Annotated in this window: 12 protein-coding genes; 4 read left to right on the forward strand and 8 right to left on the reverse strand. The window is 74.3% G+C overall.

Annotation, left to right across the window (positions count from 1 at the left end; genetic code table 11):
- A partial coding sequence (locus tag ACXJKQ_RS26715) for an amino acid adenylation domain-containing protein (protein ID WP_457108696.1) occupies positions 1-2,598 on the forward strand: 2,598 nt, incomplete at its 5' end.
- A gap of 2 nt (positions 2,599-2,600) precedes the next feature.
- On the forward strand, positions 2,601-3,374 hold the full coding sequence (locus ACXJKQ_RS26720) for a GNAT family N-acetyltransferase (RefSeq protein WP_457108697.1): 774 nt from the start codon (positions 2,601-2,603) through the stop codon (positions 3,372-3,374).
- A gap of 8 nt (positions 3,375-3,382) precedes the next feature.
- Here ACXJKQ_RS26720 and ACXJKQ_RS26725 read toward each other — a convergent pair whose 3' ends face one another.
- A complete protein-coding gene (locus ACXJKQ_RS26725; protein WP_457108698.1) occupies positions 3,383-3,694 on the reverse strand; it encodes a hypothetical protein in 312 nt (103 codons plus the stop codon).
- Positions 3,691-4,452: an SGNH/GDSL hydrolase family protein gene (locus ACXJKQ_RS26730; RefSeq protein ID WP_457108699.1), complete on the reverse strand. Its 762-nt coding sequence runs from the start codon at positions 4,450-4,452 to the stop codon at positions 3,691-3,693. Before ACXJKQ_RS26730 ends, ACXJKQ_RS26725 begins: the two co-directional genes overlap by 4 nt.
- 339 nt (positions 4,453-4,791) lie before the next feature.
- Between ACXJKQ_RS26730 and ACXJKQ_RS26735 the strand changes: the two genes are divergently transcribed.
- Entirely contained in the window at positions 4,792-5,556 is a 765-nt protein-coding gene (locus ACXJKQ_RS26735; RefSeq protein ID WP_457108700.1) for a 3-hydroxyacyl-CoA dehydrogenase, read from the forward strand.
- A gap of 7 nt (positions 5,557-5,563) precedes the next feature.
- Here the strand turns inward: ACXJKQ_RS26735 and ACXJKQ_RS26740 are convergent, their stop codons facing one another.
- Positions 5,564-5,812, reverse strand: coding sequence for a hypothetical protein (locus ACXJKQ_RS26740; protein WP_457108701.1), 249 nt, complete (start codon positions 5,810-5,812; stop codon positions 5,564-5,566).
- A gap of 189 nt (positions 5,813-6,001) precedes the next feature.
- On the opposite strand from ACXJKQ_RS26740, the gene ACXJKQ_RS26745 reads away from it, so the two are divergent.
- Positions 6,002-6,571, forward strand: coding sequence for a PepSY domain-containing protein (locus ACXJKQ_RS26745; protein ID WP_457108702.1), 570 nt, complete (start codon positions 6,002-6,004; stop codon positions 6,569-6,571).
- A 193-nt stretch (positions 6,572-6,764) separates the two neighbouring features.
- Here ACXJKQ_RS26745 and ACXJKQ_RS26750 read toward each other — a convergent pair whose 3' ends face one another.
- The 5 genes from ACXJKQ_RS26750 to ACXJKQ_RS26770 form a co-directional block, all read right to left on the reverse strand.
- Positions 6,765-7,886, reverse strand: coding sequence for an aldo/keto reductase (locus tag ACXJKQ_RS26750; RefSeq protein ID WP_457108703.1), 1,122 nt, complete (start codon positions 7,884-7,886; stop codon positions 6,765-6,767).
- A gap of 229 nt (positions 7,887-8,115) precedes the next feature.
- Complete coding sequence (gene larB / locus ACXJKQ_RS26755) at positions 8,116-8,796, reverse strand: nickel pincer cofactor biosynthesis protein LarB (protein WP_457108704.1); 681 nt, start codon at positions 8,794-8,796, stop codon at positions 8,116-8,118.
- Positions 8,793-9,614 (reverse strand): adenine nucleotide alpha hydrolase, encoded by an 822-nt coding sequence (locus tag ACXJKQ_RS26760; protein ID WP_457108705.1) that lies wholly within the window; start codon positions 9,612-9,614, stop codon positions 8,793-8,795. Before ACXJKQ_RS26760 ends, larB begins: the two co-directional genes overlap by 4 nt.
- The gene (gene larC / locus ACXJKQ_RS26765) at positions 9,611-10,897 is read right to left on the reverse strand and encodes a nickel pincer cofactor biosynthesis protein LarC (protein WP_457108706.1); all 1,287 of its coding nucleotides are present in this window, start codon (positions 10,895-10,897) and stop codon (positions 9,611-9,613) included. The genes ACXJKQ_RS26760 and larC overlap by 4 nt, the downstream gene beginning before the upstream one ends.
- A gap of 109 nt (positions 10,898-11,006) precedes the next feature.
- Complete coding sequence (locus tag ACXJKQ_RS26770) at positions 11,007-11,717, reverse strand: Crp/Fnr family transcriptional regulator (protein ID WP_457108707.1); 711 nt, start codon at positions 11,715-11,717, stop codon at positions 11,007-11,009.
- Positions 11,718-11,834 lie beyond the last annotated feature (117 nt).

Below are 11,834 nucleotides of genomic sequence, written 5' to 3' on the forward strand. Positions count from 1 at the left end.
GCACCGGAGCGGCCGGCCGTGCTGTTCGACGGCGCGACGCTCACCCGGGGCGATCTCGACACCCGGGCCGCCGCCCTGGCGGCCGGGCTCGCGGCGCGCGGCATCGGGCGCGGGCAGCGCGTCGCGGTGGCGATGGAGCGGTCCCCCGGCCTGATCGTGGCGCTGCTCGGGGTGCTGCGCGCAGGGGCGGCCTTCCTGCCCCTCGATCCCGCCTACCCGGCCGCCCGGGTCCGGATGATGCTGGCGGATGCCGGGATCGCGCTCTGCCTCACCACCCCCGGGATCGCCGCACACCTGGACCTGCCGCCGGAGATCGCGCGGCTCGATCCGACCGCGCTGGAGGCCGCCCCGGTGACCGCCGCCCCCGCCCTGCCGGAGCCGGCCGATCCCGCCTACCTGATCTACACGTCGGGCTCGACCGGGACGCCGAAGGGCGTGCTCGTGGAGCACGGGCCGCTCGCCATGCACTGCCGCACCACGGCCGACGCCTACGCGATGGACGCGGAGTCCCGCGAACTCCACGTCCTGTCCTTCGCGTTCGACGGTGCCCACGAGCGCTGGATGACGCCGCTGGTGGCCGGCGGCTGCGTCGTGCTGCGCGGCCCCGACCTCTGGACCGCCGCCGAGACTCTGGCGCAGATCCGCCGCTACCGGGTGACCCATGCGGGCTTCCCCACGAGCTTCATCGGCCAGCTCGCCGACTGGGCCGAACGCCTGGGCGAGGCCCCCCCGGTGCAGGTCTACTCCTTCGGCGGGGAGGGGATGCCCCGGGAGACCTTCGCGCGGCTCGGCCCCGCCCTGAAGCCCCGGCTGCTGATCAACGGCTACGGCCCGACCGAATGCGTGATCTCGCCGCTGATCTGGGCGGTGCCGGCGGACGCGACCTTCGCGGAGCCCTACGCGCCGATCGGCGGCCCGGTCGGGGCGCGGGCGGCCTACGTGCTCGGGGGCGATCTCGAACCCGTGGGGGAGGGGGAGACCGGCGAACTCTACATCGGCGGCGGCCTCGCCCGCGGCTACTGGCGGCGCCCGGTGCTCACCGCCGAGCGGTTCCTGCCCGACCCCTTCGCCCCCGGCGGCGGCCGGATGTACCGCACCGGCGACCGGGTGCGGCGGCGGCCCGACGGCAGCCTCGCCTTCGCGGGGCGGACGGACGATCAGGTCAAGATCCGCGGCCACCGGGTCGAGATCGGCGAGGTCGAGGCGGCCCTGCGTGGCCTGCCCGGAGTCGCGGAGGCCGTGGTCCTGCGACGGGATGGGCCAGCCGGCCCCTATCTCGCGGGCTACGTGGTGCCGTCACGCGGACGCCGCCCGGAGCCCGGCCGCCTGCGCGCCGGCCTCGCCCGCACCCTGCCGGAGCCGATGGTGCCGACGCGCCTGACCCTCCTCGACCGGCTGCCGGTGACCGCCAACGGCAAGCTCGACCGCACCGCCCTGCCGGACCCCGCCGCCGACGACCGCCGCGGGCGCCCCCCCGGCACCGCCACGGAGCGGCGGCTCGCCGGGATCTGGTCCGAGGTCCTGGGCTACCCGGTCCGGGTCGCGGACCGGCGCTTCTTCGAACTCGGCGGCGACTCCCTCTCGGCCCTACGGCTGGTGGCCCGCCTGCGCCTCATCGCGCCCCGGGGCGGGGTCGGTGTGGCGGACCTCCTGCGCGACCCGACGCTGGCGGAACTGGCGGCCCGGATCGATGCGGGCTCGGATTCCGCCGAGGCGGGTCCGGCTCCCCTGGTCCGGCTCTCCGCCGGCCGGGCGGGGAGCGGCCGGCCGCTGCTGGTGCTGTTCCCCGGCCTCCTGGTGAGCACCCGGGAATACGAGCCCCTCGTGGCCCGCCTCGGCCCCGATCAGGAGGCGCACGGCTTCCTCTGCGCCTCCCTGGTGGAGGCCGTGCGGCCCCTGCCGGCCGTGACCGACCTCGCCGACGCCTATGCCGCGCGGGTGCGCGGCCTGATGCGGGGCCGCGCCGGGGGCTGCGTCTTCCTGGGCTGGTCCTGGGGCGGAGTGCTGGCCTACGAGACCGCCCGCCGGCTCGGTCCGGGCTTTCCCCTGGACTGGGTCGGCATGCTCGATGCCTGCGGCCTGGAGGACACCTTCGCCGCCGGCGCCGGCCGGCCGATCGCGCCCGAGGAGCGGGCGGCGCACGAGGCCATGGTCGGCGCCTGGCTCGACCGCTCGCCGATGCGGGCGCACTGGGCTGCCCTGCGCGCCCGCATGGATCCGGAGGCGGACGTGCAGTTCCTGCGCTTCCTGGCCGCCGAGCCGCAGCCCCTGCCGGCCGACGGCCCCGAGGTCGGCAGCCGGGAGCGGATGCTCTGGACGCTCGTCGACCACGCCATCCAGTTCCGGGCGCTCCGTCTGGAGCCCGGCGCGGTGCCGGTGCACAGCTTCGTGGCGGCGGAGACGCTGGCCCGCGCCCGGCCGGTGATCGACTGGGCGCCCCTCACCAGCCGGCTCCACGCGGTGGAGACGGTTCCGGAGACCGACCACCTCGACATCGTCCTGTCGCCGCATCTCCACGACCGGATCGCCGCGCTGACGGCCCCCGATGCCGGGCGCGGCGTCCGACCCGCGCGGACCGCCGCCGGGACCGCGGCCTGACGATGCGGGATCCCGACCTGACCTTCGAGGACCTGCGCGACACCCATGTGGCGGCCCTCACCGGATCCCTGATCGACGGCGTGGAGCAGGGTCCGGCGGGCGCAGGCTACGTCTGGTCGCGGGGCATTCCGGACCCGACCCTGAACTTCGCCTTCGGAGTGCGCCGGCCCGACCAGTTCGCCTGGGCGGGGGCGGCGGCCCTCGGCCGCGACCGGGCGCCGGCTTTCCTGGCCCGGGATGCCGAGGAGGTCGCGCTGCTGCGCGGGCTGTTCGAGCCCGCAATCCTCTACCCGGCGAGCTGGATGGTGGCGCGGCCGCTGCCGGCGGCGCCTGCGGCGGGGGGCGCGGTCACCGTCCAGGCGAGCCCGGCGCCGGGGCCGGATTTCGAGCGCGTCTTCGCGCACCTGTCCGACGACCCTGCCGTGCGGACGCACCTGCGCCGCCGCTACCTCCCGGCCCTGCATGCGGCCCGGAGCCGGCCCGGCCTCACGCCGCTCCACCTCGTCCTGCGCGACGCCACCGGTCCGGCGGCCTGCGCGAGCCTCTACCTGCGGGGCGACACGGCGGGGCTGTACAATGTGAGCACGCGGGCCGACCGGCAGCGCCGGGGCCTCGGCACCGCCGTGACCGTCGCGGCCCTGCGCGAGGCGCGGGTGCGCGGAGCCGCCCAAGTCTTCCTGCAATGCCCGGCCGGCGGCGCCATCGAGGCGCTGTACGCCCGCGTGGGCTTCCGGACGGTCTGCGCGCCGACCCTGCTGTGCACGAGCCCGCCCTGATCGGGGCCTCAGAACCCATCCGCACCGTACCCATAGGGCGTGACCCGGAAGACGAACCCGATCTCCGCCTCAGCGTCCCGCAGGGCCAGGGCGCTCGCCGGCCCGGTCACGACCGTGCCGGCACCCGCCCGCCGGGCCGCGTACCGGCCGCGGAGCCCGAGGGTCGCCAGCGCCGCCAGGGCGTGCCGGGCCGCCCGGGGTCGCCGGACGCCGTTCTCGGCGAGCCAGACCGTCGCGTCGTCGGGCCAGACCCGCAGGGGCAGAGACGGCGCGGGACCGTCCGGACACGGGCGCCCGGCCAGGCGTGCGCGGATGCTCACGGCTGGCCCATCCAGGCCGCGCGGAGGACCCGCAGGGGTGCGGAAGGGCGGGGCGGCCGCCGACAGGGCGAGCCCGTGCCGAACGCCGTCTGCCGGACGATCTCGGCGGCCAATCCCGTGTAGTCGGCCAGATGCACGCCGTCCCGGTGGAGGCCCGGACCGGCGAGCCCCCCGGGGCCGGTGCGCCACGCCGCGAACGGGTCGAAATACCCGTGTCCCCCGGCGGCGCAGAGCGCCGCCAGCCGGGCCGAGAAGGCCGCGACGGCGTCCGGATCCCGGCCGGTCGCACAGGCGCCGATCGGCGGGATCGCCGCGACGAAGACCGCGTCCGACCAGCCCTCCAGGATCCCCAGAATGCGACGGACCTCGGCCTCGAACCGGTCCGCGCTCCGAGCCCGCTCCGGGTGGCGCCAGCGCTGGATGTCGTTGGTACCGATGATCAGGACGGCGGCGGCGAAGCGAACCGGGACGCGGAACGCCGCGAGATGACGGGCGCAGTCCGCCGCCGTGCTGCCGCCGATGGCGAGATTGATGCTGGGGCGGCCGCCGAAATCGGGCGTTCCGATGAACTCCGCGTGGGAATTGCCCGCCAGCAGCACGCTGCCCGGCGCGGCGGAGCGGAGCGCGGCGCGAATGCCGGGGCGCCGTTCGGCGAGCCGTCCGCCGACGCGCCGGCCGTGACGCCAATGGCGGGCGGCGGTCCCGAGCCTTGGCCCGATCCCTGGTCCGATCCCTGGCCCGATCCCTGGAATGTGCATGGCGGTCCTGAACAGGCATGAGGGATCGCGGCGGGGGAGCCCCGGCGCGGGGACGTGGCGAACAGCGTCGTTGCCGAAGGCCCGGACGACCCTGCAAGGACGGTCATACCCAGCGGAATACTTTGCTCTTGCGCTGATCAGCGCCGGAAACATCCCGAAATACGGCCTAATACCTTGGGCCGCGCTAAGATCATATATGTGGGAAAAATTCACACGTCAACGACGCGACGCATGATCCCTCTGCCCGATGCGGGACCGGACGCCTTCCGGGCCGCCCCGTCCCGCGCTACGTCGCAGGGCGAGGCCGGGCCGCGCGGCACCGGGACCGGGGGAGTCAGGATGATCAGGGATCGCGTCTTCATCGTCACCGGCGCGGGCTCGGGCCTGGGCGAGGCGACGGCGCGCGGCCTCGTGGCGGCGGGCGCCCACGTCGTCGTGGCCGACATCGCCCGGGAGGCCGGCGCCCGGGTGGCGGCGGATCTCGGGGCGCGGGCGCGGTTCGCGGAGACCGACGTCACCCGCGCGGCGGATGGCGAGGCGGCGGTGCGGACGGCCCTCGACGCGTTCGGTCACCTGCACGGGCTCGTGAACTGCGCCGGCATCGCGCCCGGGGAGAAGGTGGTCGGCCGCGACGGTCCGCACCGCCTCGAGACCTTCGCGCGGGCGGTCTCGGTCAACCTCGTCGGCACCTTCAACATGATCCGGCTGGCAGCCGACGCCATCGCCCGCGAGGCGCCGGACGCGGCGGGCGCCCGGGGGGTGATCGTCAACACCGCCTCGATCGCGGCCTTCGACGGCCAGATCGGGCAGGCGGCCTACGCGGCCTCGAAGGGCGGCATCGTCTCCATGACCCTGCCCATCGCCCGGGAACTCGCCCGGCACGGGATCCGGGTGGTCACCATCGCGCCGGGCATCTTCGAGACGCCGATGATGGCGGGCTTGCCGCAGGACGTGCAGGATACGCTCGGCCAGAGCGTACCCTTCCCGCCGCGGCTCGGCCGCCCGTCGGAATACGCCGACCTCGTCCGCCACATCTGCGAGAACCCGATGCTGAACGGCGAGACGATCCGCCTCGACGGGGCGCTGCGGATGCCGCCGCGCTGAGGCACCGTCAGCCGATCGACACGCTGGTCAGCACCGCGGCGGCGCGGCGGACCTCGTCGGCGATCAGCTCCTCGCTCGGTCCGTCGATCGGCATGTCCGACAGGATCGCCGCCACGTCGCGCTTCACGTCCTCGCGGATCTCCGGGTTCTCCTCGGAGAGCCGCCCGATCAGGACGCCGAGCACGATCTCAAGGGCCGACAGCTTCGCGTGCAGGCGCGTAAACTCGTCAAGAGGTTCGGGCTCGTTCGCGGTCATGGCCTGTTCCGTCCGAGGGGCGTCCGTCGTCGCCTGGGCGCGCGCCGGATCGTGCGCGTCTCATACAGGGGCGCCGGCCGGCCGTCTCGCCGGGCGCGGCGGCCGGATTTTTTCCGGGCGGGGGCAACCGGATTTCCGGACCCGACGTTTCACGCTCCCGTGAACGAACCCGCAAAGGGACAACCCGCCATGATCACCCGTCTCACCGCCGCGGCCGGCCTGCTCGCGCTCTCCACGAGCCTCGCCCTGGCCCAGACCCCCACCGCGACGTCCGCCGAGCCGGCCACCAAGGCCGACAGCAACATGAAGGAGTGGCAGGTCGCCAAGGTCGCCAAGGTCGGCCTCGCCCAGGCGCTCACCACGGCCGAGGCGCAGGGCGACGAGAAGGGCGGCCGCGCCATCGACGCCGACTTCGAGAAGGCCGGCAGCAAGGACCCGGCCCACTACTCGATCAAGGTCGTGTACCCGAGCGGCAAGCTCGTCGAGTACGGCATCAACGCCGATACGGGCGCCCTCTACAAGACCGAGAACCAGCCGTTCGAGCGCTATTTCACCCGGCTGAAGGCCTCCGACTTCCAGAACGCCAAGACCTCGCTGAAGGACGCGCTCGCCATCGCCGAGCAGAAGGCCGGCGGCGGCAAGGCCTACGAGGCCGAGGTCGAGAAGGATGGCGCCTCGGTCCAGTACGAGATCAAGGTGGCCGGCGCCGACAAGGAGCAGGAGGTCAAGGTCGGCCCCGACGGCAAGGTCCTGAACTGAGGTCCCGGGCTGCGACGGAAGCCCGTCGCAGCCCCCGTCTCCGCGAGCGGCGCCCCGCTGATCCAGGGCGCGTCGCCCTGGGTCAGCGCCCTGGGTCGCAGCCCGCGGACCCGAGCCCGTCCCGGCCATGCCTCTCGCACGCGGCAGCCCGGAGCGGCCGCGGGCGGGGCGGCCGTGCTCTCCCGCGATCGACCTACTCCATCGTCGGCGCGAGCTTCTTCACGCCCTGCACGTCCTCGCCTAGCCATGCCGCGTTCTTGGCGGTGCCGTCGAAGGTGGCGCTCGTCTTGAACAGCTCGTACTTTCCCTCCAGCGCGTAGGGCTTCGACCGCGAAAGCAGCTCGGCCACCGCCGCCTTGTCCATCGGCTTGAAAGTCTTCACCGCTTCGAAGGCCTGGTCGAGGTCGCGCTGGTTCTGGATGCCGGTGATCACCACCGAGACCGGCAGGTTCAGTGAGAAGTGCAGGTACTCGATCGGCTTGATCGGCGCGTCCGCCTTCAGGATCACCCCGTCTCCGAACGTCTTCATCGCGAGCGGCGCGATGCCGTTCTGCACGAGATACGGCAGCACGAGGTGGCTGAACGAGCGGAAATGCGCGTCCATCACGTTGACGGGCATTTGGACGGAATCGAAGTGGAAGCCGCGCTCGGCGGCCACCTCCAGCATCTGCAGGTGGATGCGCGGGTCCTTGTGGCCGGTGAAGCCGATATAGCGCAGCTTCCCGGCCTTCTTGGCCTCCAGGAAGCCTTCCATCGCCCCGCCCTCGGCGAAGACCCGATCGGGATCGTCGTAGCGCAGGATCTCGTGGTGCTGGACGAGGTCGATCCGGTCGGTGCGCAGGCGCAGCAGCGACTGGTCGATCTGCTTGAGCGCCTCCTCCTTGGTCCGCCCGTCCATCTTGGACATCAGGAAGACCTTGTCGCGGTAGCCGTCCTGGGCGAGGGCGGCACCCATGCGCAGCTCGGAGCGGCCTTCGTTGTAGTCCCAGCAATTGTCCATGAAGGTGATGCCGCGGTCGATGCCGGCATGGATCAGCCGCGTCGCCTCGTCGTCGCTCAGGACCTTCTTGCCGAGGTGGAACCCGCCCATGCCGATCGCCGAGATTTTTTCCGACGTCTTCCCGAACGACCGGTAGAGCATCTCGCCCCGGCGCTCGCCGGGATCGGTGACGAAGGGCAGGTCCGCGGGGTCCTGCGGGCGGGTGTTGGGCAAGGGGCCGGTGTTGGCGGGGGCGTTCACGGCCGCGCCTGCGCTGCCGGCGCCTGCGAGGCCCGCGCCGAGCACGGCGCCCTGTAGGAAGCTGCGGCGTTCCATCGGCTGTCTCCGTTCGAAGATGTGGGGATCGGTGCGGGCAGGCCCCGTGTCGGCGCTGCTGCCGTCGAAGAAGGTGGCGCGGGTCCCCTCTCCCGTGCGGGAGGGGGACAGGGTGAGGGAAGAGAACTGTCCGGAGAGGTCGCACCCCTCACCCCAACCCTCTCCCGCACGGGAGAGGGCGCGCGTCGCGCTGCCTGCGCAGCAGTACGGGGTAACGACCCGCGCCGGGTCATCGTTCGGTCTCCGCGGCAAGGCGGCCTGCCGCATGGAGCAGGCGCAGGGCGGCGCAGGCCGCCCCGTAGCCGTTGTCGATGTTGACCACCGTGATGCCGGGGGCGCAGCTCGCCAGCACCGCGTCGAGGGCGGCGCGGCCGCCCGCGGCGACGCCGTAGCCCACGGAGGTCGGGACCGCGATCACCGCGCCCGCCACGAGGCCGCCGACGACGCTAGGCAGCGCCGCGTCCATGCCGGCGGCGACGATCACCACCGGATGCGCGCGGATCTCCTCGATGCGCGTGGTCAGCCGCCACAGGCCGGCGACGCCGACATCGGCGAAGAGCGACGCGGCCCGGCCGGCATAGGCCAGCACCCGCAGGGCCTCGCGGGCGACGGGCACGTCCGAGGTGCCGGCCGCCACCACGGCGACCCGGGCCGGGCCGGCGATCCGGGGCGCCTCGCCGAACACCGCCGTGCGCGAGACCGGGCAGTAGTCGAGCCGCGCGGCGCCCCCGAGCCGGTCGCGCTTCTCCGGATCGAGGCGGGTGAGGAGCAGCGAGGCGCCGCGGGCGCGGGCGGCCTCCAGGATCGCGTCGATCTGCTCCGGGCTTTTGCCGGCGCAGAAGATCGCCTCCTCCAGGCCGATCCGCTCGGGCCGGGCGAAATCGAGGGTGAACTCGTCCGCGACGCTCACGACCGGGCCTCCCCGGGCTGCACCAGGAAGGCGCTGCCGACCCGGTAGGGCGCGAACCGGACCGGGCCCGCGAGACGCGCCGGCGCGATGGCCCGGATGCCCGCCCCGAGCGTCTCGCGATCCGCCGCGGCCAGGGCCGCGAGGCTCGCCGGATCGAGTTCCACCACCACGCCCTCGGCGCGCACCCGGCACCGGACCGCGCGCTTGGCGCCGCTCTCCGCCGCGAGTGCCCCGCCCACCAGCCGCTCGACGGCGTGGATGAAGCTCAAGGTCTCCGGCTCGATCGGGATGCCGGTCTCGACGCGGCTCGACAGGCAGGGCGCCGCCGGCAGCTCCGCCACGGTCCCGAGGCCGAGGTCGCGGGCGAGCGCCCGGACCGCCGCCTTGTCGAAGCCCGCCTCCACGTAGGGGTGGCGCACGCCGTGCTCCCGGGCGGCGTCGAGGCCGGGGCGGTACTCGCCGAGGTCGTCGCGGTTGGCGCCCGACAGGATCTGCCGGTCGGTGACCCGCCGGACCGCCCCGTACAGGTTGGTCTTGCAGAAGAAGCAGCGGTTGACCGGGTTCGCCCGGTAGGCGGGGTCGGCGAACTCGCCGGCCTCGATCACCCTTAAGGACCAGCCCTCGCGGGCGCCCTCGGCGCGGACCCGGGCGGTCGCCTCAGCGGGCACCGCCGGCGAGACCGCGTGGACCATCAGGGCCGTCCCCGGCGCCAGCCGGTGGGCGAGGGTTGCGAGCGTCAGGCTGTCGACCCCGCCGCTCACCGCCACCGCGACGGGCCGGAGCCCCGCCAGGACGGCTTCGAGTTGCCGGCGCGTCACCGTTCCTCCTCCCGCTGCTGTTCCAGGGCGAGGCGCTCGGCCTCCCGGCGCAGGCTCGCCCGCGCGGCGTGGCCCGGCTGGTCGCGGGCATCGTCGGCCTCGGCCTTGGCGGTGCGGCCACCTGGCCGGTCGACGATCTTCACCCGCACCGGCTGGCCCGCCTGCGCCACCGTGCGGGCCTCGCGGTCGAGCACCGCGCCCTCCACCCGGTGATAGCGCAGGCCGATCGTGGTGGTCTCCCGGAAGCAGGCCGCGATCGCCGAGTCCAGGCTCTCCGGACGCACCAGGACCTGGATATGGGCCATCATCCGGCCCTTCTTGCCGATGACCGGCGCCTGCACGACGTCGAGCACGCCGGGCTCGGCGCGCAGCCGATCGAGGCCCAGGGCGAGATCCTCGCCGGACTGGTCGTCGACCTCGAAGGCGATCACCGCGAGGTCCCGCCGGCCGGGACCGGCAGCCGAATCCTCCAGCACCAGGGCGCGCAGGCAGTTGCTCAGGCCCGGCAGGACCTTCGTGCCGAAGCCGATGCCGGTGCGCCCGAGCGTACCCCGGGGGCGGCCCCGCCCGGGATCCTCGCCGCAGAGGTGGCGCAGGATCGCCGCGCCCGTGGGGGTGACGCGCTCGCCCGGAATGCCGTCGTCGAGGGTCTGGAAGCCTGCGAGCAGCAGCGTCGTGGCCGGGGCCGGGACGGGGAGCGGGCCGTGCTGGGTCCTGACCCGGCCCGAGCCCAGGGGCAGGGCCGAGACGCTCCAGCTCCGGACCTCCAGGGCGGCGATCAGGTGGGCGGCGGCCACGATGTCGGCGATCGAGTCGAAGGCGCCGACCTCGTGGAACGCCACCGCCTCCACGGCGATGCCGTGGACCCGGGCCTCCGCCTCGGCGAGGTGACCGAAGACGGCGACGGCGTGCGCCGCGACCGCGGGCGCGAGATCCGCCGCCTCCAGCGCGGCGCGGATCTCCGCCCAGGGCCGGTGTCCGTGACCGGGTCCGTGAGAGTCCGCGTGCGCATGGTCCTGGTCGTGGTCGTGGTGCGCGGGATGGCCGTGGTGACGGTGGCCGTGATCGTGCCGGTGTGCAGGCTCCGCGCCGGGACCCGAGACGGTGAAGCGGGCGCCGAGCAGGATGCCGTCGTTGTGCGGGTGCACCGCGCAGGCGATGCGGGCATCGACCGCCCGGATGCTGGCGCCGACCCCCTCCCGGTGCTCGGGGAAGGCGTCGAGCAGCGCGGCGGCGAACATGTCGCCGGCCACGCCGCCGAGCGCGTCGAGATGAATGTGCATCGTCTGTCGGTCGACCTGCCGCGGCTCACGAGGTCCCACAGATCGGCCGCGGCCGCCCCAAAGCAAGGTACGCCGGACGACCGATGCCGCGGCGTTTCGCCCGCCGCGCTCAGGCGAGCTGCAGGTAGGCCGGATCGAACAGCCCGCGCTCCGTCAGCCCGCCGAGGTCGTGGATCGTGAGGCGGCGGCCGCGCAGGGCGACGAGGCCGGAGGTGCGCAGCTCCTTGAGGGTGCGGTTGATGTGCACGCTCGTCTGGCCGAGGGCGTCGGCGAGGTCGGGCTGGGTCACCGGCATCGGGAGCGTGGTGGCGTCGGCGAGCCCGATCCGGTTGAGCCGCAGGTGCAGCTCGCAGAACAGGTGCGCCAGCCGCTCGATCGCCGAGCGGCGGCCGACGCTGGCGACCCACTCGCGATGGATCGCCGTGGTGGCGAGCATCTCCCGCCACAGGCATTCCTCGACCGCCGGACGGGTCCGGATGGCCTCGCCGATCTGCTCCGGCGTGATGCGGGCGACGGTGACCGGCGTGAGCGCCCCGATGGCGTGGTCCATGCGCGCCCGGCGGACCGCGAACGGATCGCACACATCGCCGGGCAGGAGCAGCGCGACGATCGCCCGCCGCCCGTCCGGGAACGGCTTGTAGCGGCAGGCCCAGCCGTCGAGGATGAGATGGGTGTGGTGCGGGTCGCCGTGCGGCCCTTCGATGTCCTGGCGGGCGGCGACGTGGCGGACATGCTGGCGCGCGAGCCCATCGAGGACCGCGCGGTCCTCGGGCGCGAGGCGGACATGCCGCGCCATCTTCCGCACGAACGGATTGTCCACGCCCGTCTCCGGTCAGAGGGCGGATGCGACGGCGGCGGGCAGGCGGGCTCGCCTCATGCCGCCTGCCCAGCGCCCGGACGGCGGCGCCCGGCGGCCGGGCCGRCCGCCGCGTCACGG

The sequence above is a fragment of the Methylobacterium sp. P5_C11 genome, assembly GCF_054049775.1.

Excerpts from the sequence above, each read along its gene's own strand:
- ACXJKQ_RS26745 (WP_457108702.1), top strand. The coding sequence starts at position 6,002 with ATGATCACCCGTCTCACCGCCGCGGCCGGCCTGCTCGCGCTCTCCACG.
- ACXJKQ_RS26730 (WP_457108699.1), bottom strand. The coding sequence starts at position 4,452 with ATGCACATTCCAGGGATCGGGCCAGGGATCGGACCAGGGATCGGGCCA.
- ACXJKQ_RS26750 (WP_457108703.1), bottom strand. The coding sequence starts at position 7,886 with ATGGAACGCCGCAGCTTCCTACAGGGCGCCGTGCTCGGCGCGGGCCTC.
- ACXJKQ_RS26735 (WP_457108700.1), top strand. The coding sequence starts at position 4,792 with ATGATCAGGGATCGCGTCTTCATCGTCACCGGCGCGGGCTCGGGCCTG.
- larC (WP_457108706.1), bottom strand. The coding sequence starts at position 10,897 with ATGCACATTCATCTCGACGCGCTCGGCGGCGTGGCCGGCGACATGTTC.
- ACXJKQ_RS26720 (WP_457108697.1), top strand. The coding sequence starts at position 2,601 with ATGCGGGATCCCGACCTGACCTTCGAGGACCTGCGCGACACCCATGTG.
- ACXJKQ_RS26740 (WP_457108701.1), bottom strand. The coding sequence starts at position 5,812 with ATGACCGCGAACGAGCCCGAACCTCTTGACGAGTTTACGCGCCTGCAC.